The following is a 23153-nucleotide window of genomic DNA, read 5'->3' on the forward strand; positions in this document are numbered from 1 at the left end:
GCGCGGTGCGCGATATGCCCAGCATCCCTGACCTGCTCTCAGCACGTCGGATTTCCAGGCGTGACGCGCTGCGCTACGCCGCCGCAGCGTCGGCGTTGGCCGGACTCGGTGCGGCCGTAGCTGCTCCGCCGGCGTCGGCTGCATCCTCCACCCTGATCGACTACGCCATGAAACAGATCCCGGCCCAGGACATCCGGGCGGCTGGGCACGCCGGGGTGATCAACTACGTGTCCACCTCACGGCCCGGCTCCTCGTTCGGAGCCAAGCCGATCACGCTGCCATATGCGCAGTCGCTGGCCGCCGCCGGTCTGGTGATCGTCAGCAACTACCAGTACGGCAAGCCGGGCGGGACGGCACCGTCGGACTTCACCCGCGGCTATCCGGGCGGTGTCAGCGACGCACGCACCGGATGGCAGCTACACACCGCCGCCGGGGGCGGCCAGAGCGCACCCATTTACTTCAGCGTCGACGACGACATCGATCGAAACCAGTGGGACAACGTGGTGCTGCCGTGGTTTCGCGGCATCAACTCGGTGATCGGCGTCCAGCGCACCGGAATCTACGGGGGTATCAAAGCCTGCCAGTGGGCGACCGCCGCCGGTGTCATCGGCCGGTCGGGCACGCCCGGCAAGGTGTGGGCCTGGCAGACCCGGTCCTGGTCGGGCGGGCAGATCTTCCCCGGCGCGACGCTCTACCAACGCATCATCGACACCGCGTCGAATCCTGGACCGGTGGTCGGCGGCATCCGCGTCGATGTCAACGACGTGCTGGCCCAGGATGTGGGCCAGTGGAACCTGCATCCGTAACCAGCTCGACCAGGGCGCCACCGGAACCGGTTGCGCCACAGGCTGAAAGCCGAGATCGGCCAGCACTCCCGGGCACCGTCGAAGATCTTGCCGGCCACACCGGCGTACTCGCGCCGGAATAGGTCAGCCGCGCGTGACGGTGATGTGCACGTGATCGTAGTGCCCGTAACCGGAGGCCTGCGGACCGGCCGGCGTGTAGTAGGTGCCCCGCCAGATCACGTCCTGCAACCCGAAACGGCCCGCGTTGGCCAGCGCGAAGTCCCGGATCTGGTCGCCGAGGGCGATGCCCTCAGGGCTGCCGTGGTTCGGGATCATGATGTCGATCGCCAGGCCGCTCGGATGCCAGGGCTTGGAGTCCGGACGTACCCCGCCGATCTCACCGATCTGCGGGAACCGCTGGCTGACGGCCCGGGCGGCCAACACCGCTTTGGGCTGCAGCCCGGCCTCGTTGGCAACACCGACGGGCAGCGCCTCGGGAATGTCCATGACCGCGGCGGCGAGCGACGGGGCCGGGGCGACCGGGGGCTGCTGGCCGGGCATCGCGACGATCGCCGGGTCCTGCGGGGCGGGGGCGTTCGGCGGTGGCGGGGGCGCGGCGTCGACCACCGCCTGCTGCTGCGGCGTCAACGCGGCATACTGCGCCTCCGCGGCAGCGATCTGGCGCAGCAGGTCCTTCCACTTGGCCTGCAGCTCGGCGCGTACCGCGGCCGCCTGCTCGGCCTTGGTGCGGGCCTCGGCAGCCGATCTGTCCGAGGCGGCGGCGGCGGTGGCGGCACGCTCCCGGGCCGTGCGCAGGCCGGCCAAGTGGCTGGCCGCGCGTTCGGTGACCGTTCGCTGGAGCGCCAGTCCGTCGATCAGCTGTTGCGGGGAGTCCGCGGTCAGCACCGCCGCGAGCTGACCGGTGCGCCCGCTCATGTAGGTCATCGAGGCCACCCGGTCGACCCCGTCCTGGTAGGGCTTGAGTTCGGAGTTCGCCACGGCGAGGGCGTCCAGGTCGGCGCGGTGCCGGTCCAGGGCGGCGGTCTGTTCGGCCAGCCGGGCATCGGCGTCACGCTGGGCTACGGTGACGGCCTCGCGGCTCTCGACCGCCTGCCGGGACAACTCGTTGAGTTTGGCCAGCGCGTCGGCGGCCGGGTCGGCGTTCACGGCACCCATCGAGGTGGCCAGGACCAGGAGCGCGGCTGCCGAACCGGACACCGTTCGCCGCAAGGAGTGGCGCACCCGGGTCATACGGATTGTCACGATCCTTCACTTCAAGGACCGATCCTGGCCCGCAATTTCTGTGTCTCGGACAGGCTACGAACAGATACCGGCGATGTCCACCCGGTCCGGAAAGAGCGCCAAAGTTTGCTGGATTCTCAGGTAAATGTGCAGCTAGAAGCGTTTCGGCCGCGCAACTAGGCTCAGAGTCACCGGTGCGGGCCGCGAGGGTCCCGCCGACTCGGTCCGGACGGCGCGAAGGAGACGTATGCATCGGCGGCGACGACCGACCCGGGTGATGACGGGTACCGCGTTGGTCTGGGCAGCGTTGCTCGCGACGGGCTGTATGGCACAGGTCTCGGGTGCCCCGCCGACCGTCGAGAACACCCCGCGACCCACGGAGGCCGGCTCGCCCGCCGGGTCGGCTGCGCCGCTGGCGGGGCTGGACGCGCGGATTCGCCAAGCCACCGCCGACGCCGCCGAGACCGGGGCCGAGATCGAGGTGGCCGTGCTGGACCGCCGCACCGGCCAGACCGTGTCGAACGGTGTCAACACACCGTTCCCAATCGCGTCTGTGGTGAAGCTGTTCATTGCCGATGACGTGTTGCTGCAGGAGTCGGAGGGCAGGACGGAGTTGTCGGTCGCCGACCGGCAGGCGCTGGACCTCATGCTGCGGTCGTCCGACGACAGCGCGGCCCAGATGTTCTGGGATCGCAGCGGCCAGAACGCCGTCATCGCGCGCATCAAGGCTCGCTACGGTCTGACCGGTACGACGGCGCCCTACAACCAGCACTGGGACGTCACCCAGAGCACCGCCGACGATCTGGTTCGGTACTACGGCATGCTGCTGGACGGCAGCGGCGGACTGCCTCGCGAGCAGGCTGATTTCATCCTCGGCAACCTGGCGCGGTCCACACCGACGGGAACCGACGGTTACCCGCAGCGGTTCGGAATCCCCGAGGGTCTCTACGGCGAGACGGTTGCCGTCAAGCAGGGTTGGTTCTGCTGCTGGAGTGGCCCCAACCAGTTGCACGTGTCCACCGGCGTGATCGGGTCCGACCGTCGCTACGCGATGGCGATCACTTCTCTCGACCCCACCAGCGCCGCGGCCGCCCGCGCGAACATCACCCAGGCCGTCAAGACGATGTTCCCGGACGGCAGGATCTGAACGGCGGCCACCGCCCGGTTACCCAGCGCGGCAGGGAGTTTCGCGGACCGCGATACACCCGGTCCTTGAGACGATCAGTCGTTCGGACCCTGGACGGTCTGCTGCGGTGCGGTGACCGGCGGGGTGAAAACGTTCCCGCCGGTGGGGTTGATCGACTTCTCGGTCGGAGTCAACGTGGGCTCCGTCGTCGTCGTGGTGGTGGTTGGCGACTCTTCCGGCTCGTCGCTGTCACTCGCGCACGCCGCGGTGAAGCCGATCATCGCGATGATCGCTGCGCCGCCGATTGCGGCCGGAATCCGCTTACGAACCAAGCTGTGTGATGCCATGTCCGGTCCTTTGCTCGTTACCCAATGTCGGCGCGCGGGGTCTACGGAAGGCTTGTGCAGCAGTCACGTTGGAACGGCGGCCTCGCCAAGTGAGCCTAGCGCAGCTACTGGAGTGCCGCATCTGCTTTATCACTGGCGTTGGCCGGGCTGACCTGCGCGTCTGCTCGACGCGGATTGTTCGAGTCGAGCGGCGCGGACGGCAGCCCCTTTTCCAAGGTTCAGCTAGGGCAACGCCGAACTGTCGCGCGGGTGCCGCATAATCGATACAAGTTACCGTCGTTGTATACACAGGAGAACACACATGCTGCCGCCGCGACACCAGGTGGTTGCCGCGCAGCTGCGCGAGGAGATTCTCGCCGGCAAGCGCAAGCCCGGTGAGGCGCTGCCGTCCGAGGCGCAACTGTGTCAGCAGTGGAGTGTGAGCCGCGGTCCGGTCCGGCAGGCCCTGGCCAAACTTCGGGCGGAAGGGCTGATCACCGGGTCGCAGGGCAAACCGGCGGTGGTTCGGCAGCCCGATACCACCCAGACCTTGGCGTCCTTCACACCGTTCTCGCAGTGGGCACGGCAGTCCGGCCGGTCCGCCGGGAGCAAGACCCTCGAGGTTTCCCGCCGACGAGCCTCCCCCGAAATTGCGGCGGCGTTGGAACTGTCCGATCAGTCGTTCGTCGTGGAGGTCGTGCGCGTCCGCTATCTGGATGGGCAGGCAACTATGTTGGAGCGCAGCAGATTCAACAACGATGTCGGCAAGCACCTGTTCGACTTCGACCCGGATTCCGGTTCGATCACCGACTTTCTGACGGCCAGGGGTACGGAGTTCGCCGCCATGAAACACGTTCTCGACGCGGTTGCCGCCGACGCGGTCGATGCCGACGCCCTTGCGATACCCGGCGGGTCACCGTTACTGCGGGAGCGACGCACCAGTTACGACGCTTCCGGGAGTCCGTTCGAGTACTCCGATGACCGCTACCGCCCCGACGTCGTGACCTTCAGCATCATGAACTCCATGACCGACGACCCACGGGTATTCAACGCCCCGCCGACCATATAGTTATATGTTGACCGCTTGTATTGACAAGTAGGTCCGGTTGCGGCCATTGTGGCCGGGTGCGGAAACACGCTTACGATCTGGTCATCGCGGGAGCCGGCATCGTCGGCCTGGCACACGCCTATCACGCCTGCCGGCGCGGACTGTCCGTCGCCGTCGTCGACAAGGCAGAAGGGGTCTTCGGCGCCTCGGTCCAGAACTTCGGGCACTGCTGCATCACCGCACAGTCCGGCATCGCACACGAGTACGCGCGAGCCGGCCGGGCGCACTGGCTCGACCTGTCCCGGGCGGCACAGTTCTGGTCGCGTGAGTCGGGCACCGTGGCGGTGGCGCGGGCCGAGGACGAGATGCAGGTGCTCCGCGAATTCGCCGAATTGCGGGGCGAGGAGTCCGTGCGGTTGCTCGATCGCGACGACGTTCATGAGCGCACGCCGGTCGCCGACTCGTCGGTGCTCGGCGGCGCGTGGTTTCCACTGGACATCCAGCTGGACCCCCGCGCTGCCGCGCCCGCGATCGTCCGGTTCTTGACCTCGCAGGGCGTCGATTTCTATTGGGACACCGCTGCTGTCGGCGCCAGCACCGGAACGCTGCGAACGTCCCGCGGAGTCTTCGAAGCTCCGCTCGTCATCTTCGCGCTCAATCACGACATAGATCTGCTCTTCCCCGAACTCGCCGATGAGTACCGGTTGCGGCGCTGCCGTCTTCACATGCTGCGCGTCGATCCCCAGTTCGGGAAACCACTGACCGCGCCGCTGTTCACCGGATGGTCCCTGGTGCGGTATACAGGGTTTCTCGAGTGCCCGACATCGGCCGCGCTCCGGGAGCGGCTCGCGACCGAATTCCCCACGCACGTCGGCGTGGACCTGCACCAGATGTACACACCGATGCCCGACGGGACACTGTTGGTCGGCGACACACACGTGCGCAGCCGTACCGCCTCACCGTTCCAGAGCGAGTTCGGTTTCGAGCTGCTGATCGATGAAGCGGAGAAACTGTTCGGCGTGCCGCACCTGCGTGTGCTCGAGCGCTGGCAGGGTGTCTACAGTTCGGCGCCGGACCACGAATTCCTGATCCACCAGCCATATCCCGGTGTTCAGATCGTCACCGTCACGACCGGGATCGGGATGACCACCAGCATGGGCCTCGCCGCGTCCGTCCTCGAGCGTGCCTTGGCGCCGGCATCGCCCTGATTCGCCGGTGTCGGCGGATAGCGCGACCGCGATCGGGTCACCCCTGCTCGGTTGGGCTCAGTGCCGCCAGCGGGTCCAGTTGATCGTGGGTCGCGTCGTCGGCTGCGGTGGAGACGCTCAGCGCTTCCCATTTCTGGTCGGCGGCCAGCAGTTGGCGTCCGGCGGCGGTGGCGTAGCGGTAGGCGTCGGGACCGACGAGCAGCCGCAGGGGTGGTTCCTCCATGTCGATGATCTGCAGTAGCAGCGCGGCAACCTTGACCGGATCGCTGGCGGCGAGGGTGTCGGGGCTGCTCAAGGAGGCGGCTGCGCCGACGGTGGCGGCGTAGTCATCCCTGACGGGATCGATCCGCATGGAGGAACCGGCCCAGTCCGTACGCATTCCGCCGGGCTCCAGCACGGTGACCTTGATCCCCAAGGGAGAGACTTCACGAGCCAACACCTCGGAGAATCCAGTGACGGCCCACTTCGACGATTGGTATGCGGCCAGGCCCGGCCGTACGATGCGTCCGCCAACCGAGGAGACCTGAATGATGTTGCCGTAACGCTGTTTACGCATGATCGGCAACGCAGCGCGGGTGAGGCGCACGACGCCGAAGAAGTTGGTGTCGACTTGGGCGCGGAAATCGTCGAAGTCGACGTCTTCGATAGCACTCATATTGGCGTAGCCCGCATTGTTGACCAGGACGTCAAGCCCGCCGAACCGGTCGACGGCGGTGCCGATCGCGGCGCGCACCTGACTGTCGTCGGTGACGTCGAGTGGCACGACGGCGAGGCGGCCGGGATGCCCTGCCAGCAGATCGTCGAGCGCAGAGGTCGTCCGCACGCCCGCGACGACGCGGTGCCCGGCGTCGAGGGCCGCTTCTGTGATGGCGCGCCCGAGGCCCCGTGAAGCCCCGGATATCAGGATCACGCGTGAATGTGTGTTCATGGCACTACCTTTCACTGATGGGTTCTTGGATCGCGGGTCAGGAGACGGTGCGTACGACGCCGCCGTCGACGCGGAGGTCGGCGCCGCTGATGTAGTCGGCGTGACGGCTGCAGAGAAACGTGACAGCGGCCGCGATCTCGTCGGGTCGTCCGAATCGGCCGATGTCGTTGGGAAACCACGCAGCGGACGCCGCGTGTTCGATGTCCGGCCAGTCCGTGCCCCAGGAGCATGTCCATCCACTACCCCTTATCTACGGCTGTAGACTACTAACGGTTATACATACGTAGACTTGGAGCGATCTATTCCCTAGCTTGGAGTCCCGTGTCTACTGGTACGTCACGACCGCGTAATGCCGCAGCGACCCGCGAGGCGATCCTCGCCTCTGCGATCCGCAACTTCGCGCGTGCGGGTTACGACGGGGTGGGTGTGCGGGAGATCGCCGGGGACGCCGGCGTCACCGCCATGCTGGTGAACCGCTACTTCGGCTCGAAGGAACAACTGTTCGCCGAGGCGGTCGAAACGTCGTTCGCTCCAGCGGTGTTCATCAGCGAGAGTCCGCAGTCGCTCACTCGTGACGCGGCGTCGAGCCTGGTGTCGCGGTCGGCGCCCGATGCCGACGAACTGATGCCCTTCCTCATCCTGATTCGGTCGGCATCCAACCCGCGTGCCACCGAACTCGTCCGGGATGCGATCGAGCGCCACGTCGGCAAGCGACTCACCTCTCAGTTGCCCGAACCGGGTGCCCGGCTTCGCAGCGACGTGGCGCTCTCGCTCATCAGCGGAGTGCTGCTCATGCGCCGCGTCGTCGGTGCCCGCGCGATGAACCTCAAGAACGCCCCCGACCAACTCGCGAAACTACTGGAGGCGGTGCTGGACACGATCGTGGAGACGCCGCTGAGCTGACGCACCGCCGTGTTTCACAACGGGAGAACACGTGGCGCGGACTACGTGTCCGGCCGGCCGCGTCCTGCGTTGGCTACCCGGGCTCGACAAGGCGCCCGCGCCTGCTGTGGCTCTCCTATGCTCTACGCATGTCTTTCACAGGTGATGTCGCGTTGGTTACCGGAGCTACCAGAGGAATCGGTGCGGCCACGGCAAAGCTGTTGGCCCAACGCGGAGCTCATGTGCTCGTCAGCGGACGCGACAAGGAACGGGGAAATCGCGTCGTCGACGAGATCCGTAGCGCCGGAGGCACCGCCGACTTTCTCCCTGCCGAGTTGACCGATGCCGAGCATTGCCAAGCCTTGGCAGCCGCAGCGCTCGACGTCACCGGGCGCGTAGACGTCTTGATCAACAATGCTGCCATCGCGCCCTTCGGAGCCACTCCGGCCGTGGCAGAGACGGACTTCGATGCCTGTTACGCGCTGAACGTCAAAGCACCGTTCTACCTTGTCGGTGCGCTCGCCCCGTCCATGGTTTCGCAGGGGCGGGGCGTCATCGTGAACATCACCACCATGGTGGCATCGTTCGGTACCGCAGGTTCAGCGGTGTACGCATCGAGCAAGGCCGCGCTCAACCACTTGACCAAGTGCTGGGCCGCCGAGTACGGCCCCCGCGGGGTACGGGTCAACGCCGTCGCTCCGGGCCCGACGCTGACCGAAAACACCGTCGCGGTCTTCGGTGAGGACGGGCTCCACAAATTGGGGCGGCAGGCACCTGCGCGACGCATCGCCACACCGGATGAGATCGCCGAAACCATCGCGTTTCTCGCCAGCGATCAGGCCGCCTTCATCCACGGCGCCATTCTGCCGGCTGACGGCGGCCGTACCGCCATCTGAAGCAGATCACGCCGCGTCCCACCGCAGGACTCGTGCTTCGGTACACCTGCAGTGTTTCGCTCATCCATGCCATAGCTGAAACCTATGACGGTGACGACAACGGCGCGCCCCAGCTCTAGATCACCTGATCTATTCTCAGATCACCTCTTCTAAACGTCGCGAGATCGGCTTACCGTCGGGTCATGCCACCAACCCAGGTGCGTCCGGATTCCTTCACCCGGTCAGCACGCAAAGCCCAGATCGTGGCCGCTGCAATAGATGTGATCGCCGAGGTCGGCTTCGCCCAGGCCTCCATCCGCCGAATCGCTGAGCGGGTGGGCATCGCGATGAGCGCGGTGCTCTACCACTTCGGCACCAAGGACAACCTCGTCGAGGCGATCGTCGAGCACATGTACCGGTCGATGATCGCCCAGGTGGCGCCGGCAATCGCAGCCGAAGACACCGCAGCGGGCAAGCTGGATGCCTACATCCGTTCGAGCATCGCGTATTTCGGGAACAACCGGGTGGCGTTGAAGGCGCTGGCCTCACTGAGCACGTTCTACGTGCCTGCCGACGGACGACGTTTCGAAGAGCTCGGCCTGGGACCCGACATCGCCGAACAACTCACCGCGCTCGACCCCGTTCCCATCCTTGCCGCCGGCCGCCGTGACGGCGAGTTCACGGAGTTTCCGCTGCGGTCCACCGCAGTGGCGCTGCGCGGCGCAGTCAACGGCGTCGTGGAAATGGTGTTGCACGTACCGGGCTACGACGCCGGCGGGTACGCCGAGGACTTGATCGATATCTTCGGCCGCATCGTGAGCACGCCGCGATGAGCATCGTGGCGATCGCAGCTGTCGGCAGCCGTGGCGACGTCGCTCCGCTGGCCGGCCTGGGCGGCGCACTGAGAAAGAACGGACATCGAGTCGTCATAGCGGCCTACACCCCGTTCGCCGAACTAATTGCCGATGCCGGCTGCGAGTTCCGGGAGCTGCCTGCTGATTTCACTCCGGGCGTCGACCACGCGGACGCCTCCTCGACGGACACTGTCGCCGCGATGTTCACCTCGCGCGGGCAACGTGACACCGGGCAACTGCTGCTCGACGCCCTCGGTGACGTGCGCGCCGACATCCTGCTGTTGCCCCCGCTGGCCGAACTGGCCGGCCTGTCTTGGAGGGATGATCGCGGTGCTCCTGGTATCGGCAAAACACACTTGGCGATTGGGCTCGGAGTCAAAGCCGCACATGCCGGCTACTCGGTGTTGTTCGACACCGCAAGCAACTGGATCGCCCGCCTCGGGGCCGCCCATCACGGCAACCGGCTGGAGGCCGAGCTCAAAAAGATCCGCCGCTATAAACTGATCATCATCGATGAGGTCGGTTACATCCCATTCGACCAGGACGCAGCGAACCTGTTCTTCCAGCTGATCGCCTCCAGGTATGAGATTGGCTCGATCATGGTGACCTCAAACTTGCCGTTCGGGCGCTGGGGCGAGACCTTCTCCGATGACGTCGTGGCCGCAGCCATGATCGACCGCCTGGTCCACCACGCCGAAGTCTTGACCCTCACCGGGGACTCTTACCGGACCCGCACCCGCCGCGAACTCCTCGGCAAGAACCGAACGAACAACAGCTAGAACCTTGCTCGTGGTTGGCTGACGGCCTGGCCAGATTGGCCTACCGGGTCGGCCTGCCTAGGCGGCACGGTCGAGCAAGGAAATGATGTTGCTGCGCAACACATCTTCACTGACATGGGAGGTGATCAGTGCAGACGCCAACGGATCGCCACCCCGCAGAACCCCTAACAACAGGTGTTCGGAATCAATGGTGGAGTCATGATGGGCGACCGCTTCCCGGAGTGCGAGTTTGAGCGCTTCTTTGGCGGGCTTGCTGAAAGCAAGATTCCCGCGCCGAGATCTGCTACCTGAGTCGCTCACCGCGTCGTCGAACGTTCCCTCACCGAACGCATGATTGATGCGCTCTCGCACACGGTGCAAATCGATTCCGATCGACTTCAATGCGTCGGCGTCTGACTCGAATGATGCTCCGCTTGCGTTGGCGCCCAGTTGCTCGCGCACCGAATCGACGGTCATCCCCACCCCAGCAAGCTCATCCAAAAGCTCTCTGCTGGCGCTCTGCACAATCCCGGCCACCAAGTGTTCAGGCCCAATCAGTTTGGCACTGAGGTCTTTTGCTTCTTCCTGGGCCAAAACCACAGCCACACGGGCATGCCGGCCAAAACGTTCAAACATCGTGTCATCTCCTCCGGTTGTACTTCTGATGGACTGCCTGGCGACTAACCCCGAGAGCGTCGGCGATCGCCTGCCAACTCCAACCCTGCGCACGCGCACTGCGAACGTGGATCGCTTCCAGCCGCTCCTGCAGCCGTTGCAGCGCAAGCACCGTACGCAAACCCACCTCCGGGTCCTCACTGGACGCCGCGTCATCGAACGCATCGAGATCAGTCACACTGTCAAGGTAGATTGACGGAATCCGTTTGTCAATCAAGATTGACAGAGGCAATGTTCATCCCGAAGGTGGGTCAATTTCACGAGACCCGATGGGGGTCAATTTTGAGAAATCGTTGACACCGCGGTCACCGCCATCGAAGCAGCGCTACATCCGTCGCAATCAAGACAAGGATCGCACCGGCCGGAGAAGGGCCCAGCTCCGTCCTGACCGACGGCCGCGTTACAAGCCTGGTGTGGCGAAGACGAACAGTGCCATGAAGGCGACGTTGATGAAGAATGTGGCTTCGACGAGGCTGACGGTGATGAAGAACGGGGTGTAGAGCCGGGGCAGCGCTTCGGGTTGGCGGGCGACGCCGGCGATGAGTTGGGCGCCCGCCATGCCGTCACCGACGCCGGCTCCGATGGCTCCTCCGGCCAGCACGATCGCGCCGGCCAGGAGTGCGTTGCCCATGAGTTCGTCAGCGGCCATCAGGCTCCTCCTGTGATCAGCGGCGTATCCAGTTGTTCTGCGATGATGCGGACTGCCTGGTCGGCTCCGTCTTCCTCTGCGATGAGCGTTGAATAATGCTGAGCCGCTGTGCGATACGAAGTACCTGCGGAAGCCGCGGAAATGGACTCGGCCAGCCCTTCTGCTGTAAGTCCGATACGACGCAATGGTGCAGTGGCAGCGCCGAGCATATGCAACCGGCTCGACCAGAACGGCTGATCCATGATGCCGGCGACCGGGACCGAGGGCCTACCGGTGCGCAGTGCGGCGGCGCTGGTACCAGCGCCACCGTGGTGCACGACAGCAGCCATCCGTGGGAACAGCCAGGCATGCGGCACGGCGTCGACGGTGCAAATATCATCTCCGTCGGCGTGCAGGCCTGCCCACCCTGACTGGATGACGCCCCGGACTCCCGCGATACGCAACGCCCGCGCGACAATCTCGGACAGTTCGCCACTGTGAGCGGTGGCGGTACTCCCGAAGCCGACGAAGACGGGCGGCGGGCCGGCGTCGAGGAACTGCGTGAGGTGTGATGGTGGCCGCCAATCCGGATCAGTTGCAGGCCACCAGTATCCGGTGACATCAAGGCCGGGGCGCCAATCCTTGGGCCGAGGTACGACATGCGGGCTGAAGCCATACAGAATTGGCCAGCGCGCAGCCCTCGCGGCTTGGTAGTCGCGGCGCGAACACGAGGGCAGTCCAAGGTTGGAGCGAAGGTTGTCTATCAGCGGGGCGTACACCCGCTCGCCAATGTCGGCCGCTCGCCACACCAGCCGGTTCCCTAGTCGACCGAAGGACCTCGTGGTCAGCGGCGGCGGCGCAAAGTCAGCTGTCGGACTGGCCGGTTGCAGCAGCGCCCCCACGCTCGGGATGCCCAGTCCTTCTGCCACGTGGTAGCCGAGCAACGAGCCGACAGGTCCGCCGAGAACGAGAAGATCGGCATCTCCTGATGTTTGTGCCATGGCTTCACCCACGCCGGCCAGATCCTCACGCATCGCCGACATCATCGCTTTGGACGGGATCATTCGATCCCCGTCGATCAGTGCCTGCCCGTAGCCCGAGTCGCGAGTATCTCGCTCCGTGTCTTTGGGGAGCGGACGAAATTCCAAGCCGGCGCGGGTGATCAGCTCACGGTACGGCAGTTGAGCGGCAATCGCGACGTCCACTCCGAGACGTTCGCGCAACCGGGTTCCCAGTCCTGTGAACGGGGCTACATCTCCATGGGTGCCGAACGCCTGGACCACGATTCTGGTCATGAGCGCAGGGCCCTGTCGAACATGACGACGAGTTCCTCGCCATAGCCGACGACATCGTATTCGGAGTCGCGGGCGATTTCCCACACAGCCCCGTCCAATGCGGCGCGCAGCGCATTCTTGGCGAATACAGCAGATATAGAACGGAATTCACCGCTTTCGATACCGGCCGTGATGAACCCCGACGGATCCAGCAGTTCGAGCTCGCCGGTGGGCGCAGCACTGCCTACCGCTCCAGCGACGGCCTGCTCGAAACGCAGGCCGGTGTCGCTGCGAAAGCTCGTCGTGATTTCGAGCATGGCGACCGCTGCGATCCGACTGTCTGCGATGAACCGGGCGTTTGCACGTATGTACGCGGCCAGCTTGCCCCTGGCGGTGCTTTCTGCGACAACAGCCGGGCCGATCAGGGTGCCGGCTCGGCCCAACACCGCGGCCACTGCGGCCACGATGATGTCGTTCTTGGTCTTGAAGTGATACAGCACAACGCTTTTGGCGACACCGACGTGTTCGGCGATTTTGGCCACAGAGGCTTGCGGGTATCCGTCAGCCGCAATGATCGCGAGCGCGGCTTCGATGAACTGTTCGCGACGCGCACGCTCGGTGAAGGTGAGTCCGCCGTTAGACCGCATGGTCTAACCATAGACCGATCGGTCAGATTTGCGCAACCGGCCTCGGCCCGTGAATCCGATCGCCTCAGTCGAGCCGTGCGACCGCTCTACGCTCCGCAGCCATCATGCGAGATAGTCCGCTCCGCCGACATACGTCGTCTCGTGAACATCGGGCCGGAGTGCCGCCGTCGCGATGGCTGTGGCGAACTCCTCGACAGTCGGCAGCGGGGCACGGTCGCGGCGGGCATCGACGGCGTCGGGATCCTTCCGGTGTAGCAGCCGCACGATGATGGTGCCGTCGATCATGTCTCCGGATACCACCCTGAGTTCGATCCCCCGCTCTGCCAGAACGGGTTTGGCGGTCAGCAGGCCATCCTCGCCGGCCCGCTTGCTCGCAGCGATGGGCTCGTATCCGTCGGGCACCGCCTTGGCGGGGTAGAAGTGCGCTTGGTGGCTGGTGACGAACACGATCCGTGACCCTGGCGGCATCAACGGCGCAGCCTGTGTCGCCAGGCGCAGCTGCGCGTCACGGTTCAAGCGCATCGCATACCCAGGGTCAGCGTCACGCTCCAAGCCTCCCGAGGCGTTGAGAACCAGCACATCCAGCCCACCGAACCGCCCTGCCACGTCCGCCAACAGGGCCTTCACTTTTCCTTCGTCGCAGACGTCGGCACAGGCAACTGACGCTTGCCCCCCGGCCGCCCGGATCTGATCGACCACGGCGAGGGCCCGCTTGGACTTCTCGCGGTAGTTGACGACCACATGCAGGCCCTGCGCGCCAAGCTGTCGTGCCACTTCGGCCCCGATCCCCCGAGAGGCCCCCGTAACCAACGCAACCGGCGTTCTGCACCGACGCTCCGTATCAACTTCCGTTGGGCAATCCGCCATGCCCGCCCCCTTTCGCCGGAGCGCAATCTTAGAGTTAGCTTAATCTACTCTTAGTTTTCTTAATTTGGTGTTAGCGTCGGTGCACTGCTCAACAACGCAAGGGGGCGTGCACGACATGACCGAACATGCTGTTGTTCTCGGGGCCGGGATTGCCGGCCTGCTCGCTGCGGCCGTGCTCGCCGACGCGGGCGACCGGGTCACGATCGTGGAACGAGACAGACTGCCCGACACTCCCTCTCAGCGTCGCGGCATCCCGCAGGGTCGACACCTACACAGCGTGCTCTCCAAGGGCTGGCAGACGATCGAAGGACTGGTGCCCGGCCTGATCGGCGATATGGTCAACGCCGGCGCCCACGTCCTCGACGACGCACGCCTCGGTGCGCGGATGCACATCCAGAACGGTCCGTATGGGTTCAATCGCACCGACCCGGTCGCTGATCCCGCCGCACTGGCCAATTACCTGGTCACGCGCCCCCAGTTGGAATACGCACTGCGTCGCCGCGTCGAAGACTTACCGAATGTGGCCATTGCCGACGGGCAAGATGTCATCGCCTTGGTAGCCGGAAGCCCTGACCGCATCACCGGGGTCACCGTCACCGACCGGCAAACGGGCGCCACACGAACTCTCGATGCCGGACTGGTTGTCGATGCCACCGGGCGCGCCACCCGGACACCCCTGCTGCTCGAACAGCTCGGCTTCCCGCGGCCACCGCAACGCGCCTTCGCCGCCTGCGGCGTGTACTACAGCCAACACATCACGATCGGCGAGCAGGACAGTTTCCCAGAACGGTTGGTCCTGGTCATTCCGCCCGGCGGCGCCGGGCGCGGCGGGCTCATCGCCGGCGAGCAAGACACCTGGACCCTCACCATCGCCACCCGCGCCGACGACCACCAGCGACCACCGGAATGTTTGTCGGACATGCTGACCCGCGCCGAGACCTTTGTTCCAGCACACATCATCCCGGCGCTGCGCCGAGCCCGAGCCCTGACCGACGTCGCGGTATACCGCTACCCCGGTGGAACCTGGCACCGCTACGACCAATCCGACCGGCTTCCTGTTGGCCTGCTCGTCGTGGGGGACGCATTGTGCTGTCTGGACCCCATCCACGGGCAGGGAATCACCATGGCCGCCCGGCACGCCCTCGCGCTGCGCGAACACCTCCGCCGGCACGGATCCGCTGACCCGAAACTCTTCTACCAAACGTTGGCCGACATCATCGCCCCTGTGTGGGCCACCAACCGGCCGCCGGATCCACACCGGCACCGCAGCGTCGCCGACCGTGCTCGACACCGGTTGCTCACCTGGACCCAGCACAAGGTGTTGGAAGCTGCCGCTGACGACATCGTGGTCACCGAATGCCTCGTGCGGATCGTCAACATGATCGACCCGCCACAACGACTACTGCAACCCCGCGTCATGGCCCGTGTCGCTGCCCACCACGCCCGCCGCACCCTGCCTCTCAGCGACCGCCAGCCGACCCACAGGACCACAGCCGATGCTTGATACCTCCTACCGCCACGCTCGCCACCGTGTCGCGACCCTCGCAAGCACACTCGGTACTGACCAGCTGCGTAGCACGGTCCCGGCGACACCCGGCTGGACTGTGCACCAGTTGGTTGCTCACCTCGTCGGAGGTGCCGCCGACGCTGCGGCCGGACGCACCGACGACGCCGGCAGCGACCACTGGACCGCACGCCATGTCGCCGAACGGCGCCACACCCCCATATGCGACCTCCTGGTTGAGTGGCACCAGGTCGGACCGATCGTCGAATCGCAACTCAGCGGTGTGCAATTCACCGGTCCGAACCTCGCAGCTGACCTGATCTGCCATGAAGCCGACCTCCACGAAGCACTCGGACTGCCCATCGTCGATCGAACTCACTGGCAGGATCCGTTCCTGGACACCATGATGCGACTACTGATTCGCCGACTTACGCCGATCGCTTCGATCAAGATCCGCGACGAACACGGCGACGAATGGCACTGCGGGTCAGACAGCCCGGCCATGACGCTCCACGCCGACGGCTACGAGATGCTGCGCGCAATGTTCAGCCGCCGCTCCCGCAGACAAATAGCCGCCTGGCAATGGAGTGCCGCGCCACCTCCACCGGTCATCGACAGCTTCGGAATCTTCGGCCCCCGCGACGACGATCAGCCGCCACGCTCCCGATGATCTGCGGTCATTTCAGCAACGAGGACAGCCGCGAGGCGTCGATGCCAGGATCCACCGGAGCGCTCATACGGTGGGTTCGAGGTGTCGAGTGTCAGCGAGTGCGGTCACCTGGCGATTGTGGAAGTAGTCGTCTTGCTGCAGGGTCGTGATGCTGCCGGGGATTGATCGGAAGTTCGCGTAGCCCACGGACTCCGGAGGCATGCGTATCCAAGCGGTGACAACGAAGGTCAGTGCAAACCCGTGCGTCACGATCACCTGGTGTTCGGCTGCGCCTTCCTTCGTGAGGCGATCGGGCGCGCGCGGATGCCTTCCCGCAAGAGCTTCGACCTTGCGGTCGTCGATACGGGGTCGCAGCTGTTAATCGGTGCTGCATCCTTGTCGGTGACTAGCCTCGAACACCGCCGGGGCGAGATCGGTTACGTGATCCACCAAGACTTTTGGTCGCAGGGGTACGCCACCGAAGCTGCTCGCTTACTGCTCGGGTTCGGATTCAGTCGGCTACAGCTACGCAGAATCGCCGCAACCTGCCACCCGGACAACCACGCTTCGTCCAAGGTGCTGCGGAAAGCTGGTCTCCTCTTCGAAGGCCGCATGCGCAGCCACCTATTCACGAAAGGGGCATGGCGAGACTCCCTGCTCTTCGCCGCCATCAGCGACGACCACGGTGACTGAAACCCCGCCCTGCGGGTGACACCGGGTTAGACACCTGCGGCGGCGAGCAGTGCTTCTGCCGCCGCACGGCCGACGGCGGCGCGGCCGGTGTCGTTGAACACCATCGCTCGGCTGGCGACGCCGTCGGTGAGGATCGCGAGCTGTTCGGCCAGGCCGGCTGGATCGTCGGCGCCCATCTCTTCCAACAGATCGGCGATACGAAGTGTGAAGGCGTGCTTGCGTTCTCGGGTGTAGGCATGCGCCGGGCTGTCCGGGTCGGGGAACTCGGTGGCTGCGGCGGTGAAGGGGCAGCCTCGGACCGGACGGTCGGCCGGTGCGGGCACGGTGAACATCGCCAAGATGCGTTCACGCGCGGGGACCTCGGAGTTGTAGAGCGCACTTTCCACGGTCGTTCCCGACTCGTAGACGTACTGAAGATAGGTGACGACCAGATCGCCCTTGGCTGGAAAGTACACGTACAGCGTGCGCTTGGAGACCGGCGCCGTCGCCGCGATCTGCTCCATCGTGGTCGCGGTGATGCCCTGCCTGTCGAACAGCTCTGCAGCTGCGGCGACGATGCGTTCGCGGGCTCCCCGGCCGGCGGTGTTCCCCATGAACGCAGTATACGTTGCCGTTTACATCGGCCGGCGCAGCCGCTACTCTACAGACGGTAAACGGAACCGTGTACTTGGAGGAGGCTCACGTATGACCAGCTGCGTTCGGGCGGTGGACTTGATCGAACCGGGTGAACGACTCATCCGCTCCAGGCGCGCCACCCGCGCCTTCCGTTCCGATGAGGTGCCCGAAGCTACTCTGCGCGCAGTTTTCTCGCTGGCAGGCGCTGCGCCTTCGAACTCGAACACCCAGCCGTGGCACGTCGAGGTGGTCAGCGGCGCGACCCGCGACCGATTGGCGGACGCGCTGGTGGAAGCGCACCATGCCGGTCACCAGTCGGTGGACTTCCCGTACCGGGAGGGGTTGTTCCAGGGAGTCCAGCAGACCCGACGGTCCGAGTTCGGCGCCCGACTCTATCGGGCGCTGGGCATTCCGCGTGGCGAGACGGATCTGCTGGAGGGCTACAACGTCGAGAGCTTGCGCTTCTACGGTGCCCCGCACGTCGCGATGCTGTTCGCACCGGCCAACACGGAGGCGCGGGTCGCGGCGGACATGGGCATCTACGCACAGACCCTGTTACTCGCGCTCACCGCGTACGGCATCGCGTCTTGCCCGCAGGCACTGCTTTCCTTCTACGCCGACACCGTGCGCGAGGTCCTTGGTGTGACTGACCGCAAGCTGCTGATGGGCATCTCGTTCGGGTACGCCGACGAGGATGCTCCGGTCAATACCGTGCGGACGCCCCGGGCCGAGTTGGCCGAGACGACACGGTTTCACCGCTGACGGAGCCCGGCGCCTCCACGAAGACCTGGGCTCTGGCCTTGCGCGCTTCGAGACGGACCGAGGAAATTTCGGGTCCACTCGCATGTGCGCACCCAAACCGAGCCCGTCAATACAACGTGGCCGTCCACCGCGAGGTGGTCGATCTCCAGAGCGACACACGTGCCGCGCTCGGAGAACGCGGTCATCATTTCGCGAATCGCTTCGTGCCCCACCACACTGGGGTAGTCGGGTCCGATATCGAACGTGGCGTCCTCGCCGAAATGACGCATTACCTCGTCGGCGTCATTGCGACCCCATCCGGCGATCTCCGCGCGCACGATTTCTTCGACGCCCATACGCTGTCCGCGTTGGGCAACGAGTCGCGGGCGATCCTGGTCAGCCCGGCAGCTTGATGACCGACGTGTACATCTCGATGATCGGACGGTACAGGTCGACGTTGTCGAGCTCGCTGCCCAACACGACGGAATCGCTGGTGGCGACCAGCGTCTGGGCGAACGTCAACGGCGGGATGAGCAGTGTCGCGCCCAGACGTTCGATCCCGTCGACGATGAAGTTCGCGAGTTCTTCCACGACTTCGGATCTCTTGGCTGCGATCCGTTCTCGCGCATCCGGATTCCGCAGCAAGTAGAGCGAGAACTCTATCCCCAGGGCTGCATGTTCGGCGCCGCGGTCGCGACTGAGCTGGCGCCAGCGTTGGGCGATTTCGTCGAGTTCACGCTCGCCGACGACGGTCGACGCCGACATCACTTCAGCGAAGTTGTCGAAGTACCGACGCCAGTAGCGGTTACTGACCGCGAAGAAGAGATCCTCCTTGGCCGCGAAGTGCTTGTAGATCGCGCCTTTCGTATACCCGGCTGCCCCGGCGATATCGTCGAGAGTCGCTGATGTGAAGCCTTTTTCAGCGAACACCTCCTCGGCGGCGTCCAGCAGGACCGAGCGCGTGTGCTCCAGCCTGCGTTCTCGCGTCCACCGCTCCACCATGGCAACATTCTGCCATAGAATCTAGATGTCCTATTGGACTCTCAGATACTGAGGAGTATATTCGCTCCCGATGCCGAACCAACGAGCTGTCAAATACTGCGATCGCCAAGGGGTTACCGATGAGTGATCTGTCCAAGAAGCCCGCCGTCACCGAGTCGATCGGTATGACTGCCGAGCTGGGGAGGCAGCAACCGTCGTCCTCGGTCGCCTTCAAAGTCTGGGCGACCGTCGGCGCCATCTTCCTGGCCTACACGATCTACGTATTCGTCATGTGGGTCACCGGCCCCTACATCGAGCCGGTTTCCGGCGGTCCCAGCGAGCCGCCGATGTACATGCAGATCCCGCTGATGATCAATGCCATCGTGCTGTGGATCGGCCTCCCATTCGCCCTGTGGTTCTTCCTGATTCGGCCCTGGGTGCGGGAGAGGCGCATCACGCTGGACGGCATGCTCTTGGTGTCGATGGGCCTGATGATGTTCCAGGACCCGATGCTCAACTACTACAGCACGTGGTGCACGTACAACGCATGGCTGTTCAACCTGGGCTCGTGGGCCCCGCACATTCCCGGCTGGGTCGCCCATGAGGAACCCGGGCACACGGTGCCCGAGCCGATACTGACCAACATCCCCGGCTACATGTACGGCGTGCTGCTGCTGACCATCGTCGGATGCTGGATCATGCGCAAGATCAAGAACCGGTGGCCCGGGATCAGCAATCTGCGTCTGATCCTGGTCACCTACGCGATCGCCATCGTCTTCGACTTCGTGATGGAAGCGCTGATCATGCTGCCGATCGGCTTCTACTCCTACCCCGGCGCCATCCAGTCGCTGTCGTTCAACGCCGGCACCTACTACCAGTGGCCGATCTACGAGGGCTTCATGTGGGGCGGCGTGCAGGCCGCACTGTGCTGCCTGCGCTTCTTCACCGATGACCGGGGCCGCACCGTGGTGGAACGCGGAATCGACAGCATCCGTGGCGGATTCGTCAAACAGCAGTTCATCCGCTTCCTGGCCATCTTCGGTGGCGTCAGCGCATGCTTCTTCCTCTTCTACAACGTGCCCGCGACCTGGCTCGGTATGCACGGCGATCCGTGGCCGGAGGACGTGCAGAAGCGCTCGTACTTCAACCCGGGGATCTGTGGTGAGGGAACCGACCGGCCGTGCCCGAATCCGGATCTGCCGCTGCCGACCAAGCACTCGGGATACATCAACCACGACGGTGAACTCGTCCTGCCCGAAGGGGTGACGATTCCGACGGTGGTCCCGATCCAGCAGGGGCAGCAAGGATGACGGTCAGCGAGTTTCGCCCGGTCCCCGAACCGGGTTCAGCGCCACCGTTCTACCGTGCCGTCGGAGGGGAGGTCGAGGTCTTCCGGGCAGCGGCCCGCCGGGGATCGCCGGTCCTGTTGAAGGGACCTACCGGATGCGGGAAGACGCGTTTCATCGAGGCGATGGCGCACGAACTCGGTCGTGAGCTCATCACCGTGGCCGGTCACGAGGACATGACCTCGGCCGATCTGGTCGGGCGTTTCCTACTCAAGGGTGGGGAGACGGTGTGGGTGGACGGCCCGTTGACCAGGGCCGTGCGCGAGGGCGCGATCTGCTACCTCGACGAGATCGTGGAGGCGCGCCAGGACACCACGGTCGTCATCCATCCGCTCGCCGATCACCGGCGCGAACTGCCTATCGACCGGCTGGGTACGACCTTGTCGGCAGCGCCTGGGTTTCAACTCGTGATCTCCTACAACCCCGGTTACCAGAGCATCCTGAAGAGCCTGAAGGATTCCACCCGTCAACGCTTCGTGGCGATCAGCCTGGATTTTCCGACTGCCGATATCGAGTCCGAGGTGGTGGCCCGCGAGGCAGGCATCGACGAAGCCACTGCAGGGGCGTTGGTCGTGCTCGGAAATGCCATCCGGAATCTGGACGGCTCGGCGCTCACTGAGGTCGCCTCGACCCGCATGCTCATTCTCGCCGGCGGTCTCGTCGCCGAGGGACTCAGCCTGCGCGCCGCGGTGCAGTCGGCCGTCGTGGAGGTGCTCTCCGACGATCCCGACGTGGTCCGAGGACTCGGCGAACTCGTCGATGCCGTCCTGCCCCGGCAGTGAGCACCGAACCCGCTGCCCCGCAGCGTTTCCGGTTCCTGGCGCAGTTCCTCGCCGGGCGACCTGTCGACGTCGCGGTGGCTCCCGAGGGTGAGTCCGCCTACACCGACGGGCAGGTCGTCTACATCTCGGCAGATGCCGATCCGGCGGGGCAGCGTCGCGAAGTGCTGATCCAGAGCGCGCTTCTCGGCGCCGGCAGCCTCGACGGTCGTTACCTCACGCGGTTGCGGGCGCGACCTGCGCTCGCGCGCCGCTACTTGGCACTGGAAGGTAACCGTGTCCTGGCCGAGCTCGCGCCACGCATTGCGTTGGCGGCGGCCGTCACACCCGCTCACTCAGCACGGACCGAAAGCTCCGAGGAATCGCTGACGCTCGCTGCGGGCAGAACGCAGCTCCCGCCCCCGCCGGCCTGGTACGGAACGATCAAACCATCGAAACTGGTTCGCGCCCAGCGAGAAACCGGATCGAGAGCGACAGATGCCGATCTCCGCATTAACGTCGCGGACACCGACCTGTCCGAGATGGACGGCGAGGACGACGATGAAGGACCGGCCGAGAAGAGCTGGATCCTGAAGCTGTTCGAGGTTCCGATCGGCTCACAATCACCCGCGAACTTCCTGCGCACATTGTTCGGCAGGTCTCGCTCCGCTGAAAGCGACGGGGCCGGCGGCGAGTTGCAGGTCGGTTCGATCCAGCGAACCACGCGAGCCACATTGAACGCCCGCCCCACACCGACCCCGATCCGGTTCACCAGCGCCGAAACCCCCGGTGCCGCAGTGGGAGTCGGTGGTGCCCTCTATCCCGAGTGGGATGTGTTCGGACAACGGTACCGGCAGGACTGGTGCCGCGTCATCGACTTTCCGGTCACGGCCACGGCGGGGACGGGCATCTCCCGTGCCCCGCATGACGCGGTGCTGCGGCGCAGGTTGGCCCGAGTCGGGCTGGGGCCGAAAGTGTTGCGCGCCCGAGCCGACGGCGACGATGTGGACAGCGACGCGCTGATCAACCTGTTCGTCGACCTGCGCTCCGGGCACTCACCCCCAGAGCATGTGTACACCGCACGCCGCAAGCTCGACCGTAACCTCGGTGTGCTCATCCTCGTCGACGCCTCCGGATCGGCCACCGACGCCGACAGCCACGGGTTGGCCGTCCACGAACACCAACGCCGTGCCGCAGCGACGCTGGCCATGACACTTGACGAACTGGGCGACCGCGTCGCGGTATACGGATTCCGCTCGCACGGTAGACGCGCGGTGCACCTACCGGTGATCAAGACCTTCGGGCAGCGATTCGGCGCAGGCGCTGCGGCGCGCCTCGACCAGTTGCAGCCGTCAGGCTATACCCGGCTGGGAGCCGGCATCCGCGGCGCAGGTGAGATCCTCAAGATGCAGGCCGGCACCCCGCACCGGTTGTTGCTCGTGCTGTCCGACGGCTTTCCCTACGACGACGGCTACGAAGCCCGGTACGCCGAAGCGGATTCCCGCAAGGCGCTCGACGAGTTGCGTGCAGACGGCGTCGGGTGTCTGTGCCTGTCGATCGGCGCCGCCACCGAAGCGGACGCACTCGAGCGGGTGTTCGGATCGGCGAGCCATGCCAGCGCTGCCACCCTGGCCGAACTGAGCCCCCGCATGGACGAACTGTTCTTGTCGTCGCTGCGTGAACTCGCGGCACCCCGGCAACGAGCATCGCATCGTTGATGGAGTTTCACTGCAGCAAGCTGGC

General features: G+C 65.3%; 28 protein-coding genes and 1 pseudogene. 15 read left to right on the top strand and 14 right to left on the bottom strand.

Features of this window, described 5'->3' with window-relative positions:
* The first annotated feature begins 14 nt into the window (after window positions 1–14).
* On the top strand, window positions 15–806 hold the full coding sequence (locus V4U86_RS28545) for a DUF1906 domain-containing protein (protein WP_395309181.1): 792 nt from the start codon (window positions 15–17) through the stop codon (window positions 804–806).
* Window positions 807–929: 123 nt separating this feature from the next.
* On the opposite strand, the gene V4U86_RS28550 is transcribed toward V4U86_RS28545, so the two are convergent.
* A complete protein-coding gene (locus tag V4U86_RS28550; protein ID WP_395312250.1) occupies window positions 930–2036 on the bottom strand; it encodes a coiled-coil domain-containing protein in 1107 nt (368 codons plus the stop codon).
* A 238-nt stretch (window positions 2037–2274) separates the two neighbouring features.
* Here V4U86_RS28550 and V4U86_RS28555 point away from each other — a divergent pair, with 238 nt between their 5' ends.
* A complete protein-coding gene (locus V4U86_RS28555; RefSeq protein WP_395309182.1) occupies window positions 2275–3174 on the top strand; it encodes a serine hydrolase in 900 nt (299 codons plus the stop codon).
* A 74-nt stretch (window positions 3175–3248) separates the two neighbouring features.
* Here V4U86_RS28555 and V4U86_RS28560 read toward each other — a convergent pair whose 3' ends face one another.
* Window positions 3249–3500, bottom strand: a complete 252-nt coding sequence (locus V4U86_RS28560) for a hypothetical protein (protein WP_395309183.1) — start codon at window positions 3498–3500, stop codon at window positions 3249–3251.
* Between the two features lie 301 nt (window positions 3501–3801).
* Here V4U86_RS28560 and V4U86_RS28565 point away from each other — a divergent pair, with 301 nt between their 5' ends.
* Both V4U86_RS28565 and V4U86_RS28570 read left to right on the top strand, forming a co-directional pair.
* Window positions 3802–4548 carry a GntR family transcriptional regulator gene (locus V4U86_RS28565; RefSeq protein ID WP_395309184.1) on the top strand — a complete coding sequence of 249 codons (747 nt, stop codon included), beginning with the start codon at window positions 3802–3804 and terminating at the stop codon, window positions 4546–4548.
* Window positions 4549–4604: 56 nt separating this feature from the next.
* On the top strand, window positions 4605–5735 hold the full coding sequence (locus V4U86_RS28570) for a TIGR03364 family FAD-dependent oxidoreductase (RefSeq protein ID WP_395309185.1): 1131 nt from the start codon (window positions 4605–4607) through the stop codon (window positions 5733–5735).
* A gap of 37 nt (window positions 5736–5772) precedes the next feature.
* Here V4U86_RS28570 and V4U86_RS28575 read toward each other — a convergent pair whose 3' ends face one another.
* Both V4U86_RS28575 and V4U86_RS28580 read right to left on the bottom strand, forming a co-directional pair.
* Window positions 5773–6663, bottom strand: coding sequence for an SDR family NAD(P)-dependent oxidoreductase (locus tag V4U86_RS28575; RefSeq protein ID WP_395309186.1), 891 nt, complete (start codon window positions 6661–6663; stop codon window positions 5773–5775).
* Between the two features lie 37 nt (window positions 6664–6700).
* Window positions 6701–6913 carry an SDR family oxidoreductase gene (locus V4U86_RS28580; RefSeq protein ID WP_395312251.1) on the bottom strand — a complete coding sequence of 71 codons (213 nt, stop codon included), beginning with the start codon at window positions 6911–6913 and terminating at the stop codon, window positions 6701–6703.
* Window positions 6914–6984: 71 nt separating this feature from the next.
* Between V4U86_RS28580 and V4U86_RS28585 the strand changes: the two genes are divergently transcribed.
* The 4 genes from V4U86_RS28585 to V4U86_RS28600 all read left to right on the top strand — a co-directional run bounded on the left by V4U86_RS28585 (window position 6985) and on the right by V4U86_RS28600 (window position 10053).
* On the top strand, window positions 6985–7566 hold the full coding sequence (locus tag V4U86_RS28585) for a TetR/AcrR family transcriptional regulator (protein WP_395309187.1): 582 nt from the start codon (window positions 6985–6987) through the stop codon (window positions 7564–7566).
* 128 nt (window positions 7567–7694) lie between these two features.
* On the top strand, window positions 7695–8441 hold the full coding sequence (locus tag V4U86_RS28590) for an SDR family NAD(P)-dependent oxidoreductase (RefSeq protein WP_395309188.1): 747 nt from the start codon (window positions 7695–7697) through the stop codon (window positions 8439–8441).
* Window positions 8442–8623: 182 nt separating this feature from the next.
* The gene (locus tag V4U86_RS28595) at window positions 8624–9253 is read left to right on the top strand and encodes a TetR/AcrR family transcriptional regulator (protein WP_395309189.1); all 630 of its coding nucleotides are present in this window, start codon (window positions 8624–8626) and stop codon (window positions 9251–9253) included.
* A complete protein-coding gene (locus V4U86_RS28600) occupies window positions 9250–10053 on the top strand; it encodes an ATP-binding protein (RefSeq protein ID WP_395309190.1) in 804 nt (267 codons plus the stop codon). The genes V4U86_RS28595 and V4U86_RS28600 overlap by 4 nt, the downstream gene beginning before the upstream one ends.
* Window positions 10054–10110: 57 nt before the next feature.
* Here the strand turns inward: V4U86_RS28600 and V4U86_RS28605 are convergent, their stop codons facing one another.
* The 6 genes from V4U86_RS28605 to V4U86_RS28630 form a co-directional block, all read right to left on the bottom strand.
* Entirely contained in the window at window positions 10111–10668 is a 558-nt protein-coding gene (locus V4U86_RS28605) for a Clp protease N-terminal domain-containing protein (protein ID WP_395309191.1), read from the bottom strand.
* 4 nt (window positions 10669–10672) lie between these two features.
* Window positions 10673–10885 carry a helix-turn-helix domain-containing protein gene (locus V4U86_RS28610; RefSeq protein ID WP_193489532.1) on the bottom strand — a complete coding sequence of 71 codons (213 nt, stop codon included), beginning with the start codon at window positions 10883–10885 and terminating at the stop codon, window positions 10673–10675.
* A gap of 222 nt (window positions 10886–11107) precedes the next feature.
* On the bottom strand, window positions 11108–11338 hold the full coding sequence (locus V4U86_RS28615; RefSeq protein WP_395312252.1) for a F0F1 ATP synthase subunit C: 231 nt from the start codon (window positions 11336–11338) through the stop codon (window positions 11108–11110).
* A gap of 17 nt (window positions 11339–11355) precedes the next feature.
* On the bottom strand, window positions 11356–12630 hold the full coding sequence (locus V4U86_RS28620) for a glycosyltransferase (RefSeq protein WP_395309192.1): 1275 nt from the start codon (window positions 12628–12630) through the stop codon (window positions 11356–11358).
* Window positions 12627–13256, bottom strand: a complete 630-nt coding sequence (locus tag V4U86_RS28625; protein WP_395309193.1) for a TetR/AcrR family transcriptional regulator — start codon at window positions 13254–13256, stop codon at window positions 12627–12629. The genes V4U86_RS28620 and V4U86_RS28625 overlap by 4 nt, the downstream gene beginning before the upstream one ends.
* 102 nt (window positions 13257–13358) lie before the next feature.
* Window positions 13359–14123, bottom strand: a complete 765-nt coding sequence (locus V4U86_RS28630) for an SDR family oxidoreductase (RefSeq protein ID WP_395309194.1) — start codon at window positions 14121–14123, stop codon at window positions 13359–13361.
* Between the two features lie 115 nt (window positions 14124–14238).
* On the opposite strand from V4U86_RS28630, the gene V4U86_RS28635 reads away from it, so the two are divergent.
* Window positions 14239–15627 (top strand): NAD(P)/FAD-dependent oxidoreductase, encoded by a 1389-nt coding sequence (locus V4U86_RS28635; protein ID WP_395309195.1) that lies wholly within the window; start codon window positions 14239–14241, stop codon window positions 15625–15627.
* Window positions 15620–16297 (top strand): maleylpyruvate isomerase N-terminal domain-containing protein, encoded by a 678-nt coding sequence (locus V4U86_RS28640; RefSeq protein WP_395309196.1) that lies wholly within the window; start codon window positions 15620–15622, stop codon window positions 16295–16297. Before V4U86_RS28635 ends, V4U86_RS28640 begins: the two co-directional genes overlap by 8 nt.
* A gap of 63 nt (window positions 16298–16360) precedes the next feature.
* On the opposite strand, the pseudogene V4U86_RS28645 reads toward V4U86_RS28640, so the two are convergent.
* Window positions 16361–16573, bottom strand: a pseudogene (locus tag V4U86_RS28645) (histidine phosphatase family protein); the annotation flags it as partial.
* Between the two features lie 27 nt (window positions 16574–16600).
* Between V4U86_RS28645 and V4U86_RS28650 the strand changes: the two are divergent.
* Complete coding sequence (locus V4U86_RS28650; protein WP_395312253.1) at window positions 16601–16969, top strand: GNAT family N-acetyltransferase; 369 nt, start codon at window positions 16601–16603, stop codon at window positions 16967–16969.
* Window positions 16970–16995: 26 nt separating this feature from the next.
* Here the strand turns inward: V4U86_RS28650 and V4U86_RS28655 are convergent, their stop codons facing one another.
* Window positions 16996–17562 carry a TetR family transcriptional regulator gene (locus V4U86_RS28655; protein ID WP_395309197.1) on the bottom strand — a complete coding sequence of 189 codons (567 nt, stop codon included), beginning with the start codon at window positions 17560–17562 and terminating at the stop codon, window positions 16996–16998.
* A 112-nt stretch (window positions 17563–17674) separates the two neighbouring features.
* Between V4U86_RS28655 and V4U86_RS28660 the strand changes: the two genes are divergently transcribed.
* Window positions 17675–18346, top strand: a complete 672-nt coding sequence (locus V4U86_RS28660; RefSeq protein ID WP_395309198.1) for a nitroreductase — start codon at window positions 17675–17677, stop codon at window positions 18344–18346.
* Here V4U86_RS28660 and V4U86_RS28665 read toward each other — a convergent pair.
* Together V4U86_RS28665 and V4U86_RS28670 are read right to left on the bottom strand one after the other, a co-directional pair.
* Window positions 18337–18681, bottom strand: a complete 345-nt coding sequence (locus V4U86_RS28665; RefSeq protein WP_395309199.1) for a YybH family protein — start codon at window positions 18679–18681, stop codon at window positions 18337–18339. The two genes, V4U86_RS28660 and V4U86_RS28665, sit on opposite strands and share 10 nt — an antisense overlap.
* A gap of 40 nt (window positions 18682–18721) precedes the next feature.
* Window positions 18722–19327 carry a TetR/AcrR family transcriptional regulator gene (locus V4U86_RS28670; RefSeq protein ID WP_395309200.1) on the bottom strand — a complete coding sequence of 202 codons (606 nt, stop codon included), beginning with the start codon at window positions 19325–19327 and terminating at the stop codon, window positions 18722–18724.
* A 119-nt stretch (window positions 19328–19446) separates the two neighbouring features.
* Between V4U86_RS28670 and V4U86_RS28675 the strand changes: the two genes are divergently transcribed.
* From V4U86_RS28675 to V4U86_RS28685, 3 genes are read left to right on the top strand one after another with little or no spacing between them, the layout of a single operon-like run.
* Window positions 19447–20616 carry a spirocyclase AveC family protein gene (locus V4U86_RS28675; RefSeq protein WP_395309201.1) on the top strand — a complete coding sequence of 390 codons (1170 nt, stop codon included), beginning with the start codon at window positions 19447–19449 and terminating at the stop codon, window positions 20614–20616.
* Window positions 20613–21434: a CbbQ/NirQ/NorQ/GpvN family protein gene (locus V4U86_RS28680; protein WP_395309202.1), complete on the top strand. Its 822-nt coding sequence runs from the start codon at window positions 20613–20615 to the stop codon at window positions 21432–21434. Before V4U86_RS28675 ends, V4U86_RS28680 begins: the two co-directional genes overlap by 4 nt.
* Window positions 21431–23128, top strand: coding sequence for a nitric oxide reductase activation protein NorD (locus V4U86_RS28685; protein WP_395309203.1), 1698 nt, complete (start codon window positions 21431–21433; stop codon window positions 23126–23128). Before V4U86_RS28680 ends, V4U86_RS28685 begins: the two co-directional genes overlap by 4 nt.
* Window positions 23129–23153: the final 25 nt, after the last annotated feature.

Origin of the sequence: Mycobacterium sp. AMU20-3851, assembly GCF_043974665.1 — a bacterium.
GTDB lineage: Bacteria > Actinomycetota > Actinomycetes > Mycobacteriales > Mycobacteriaceae > Mycobacterium.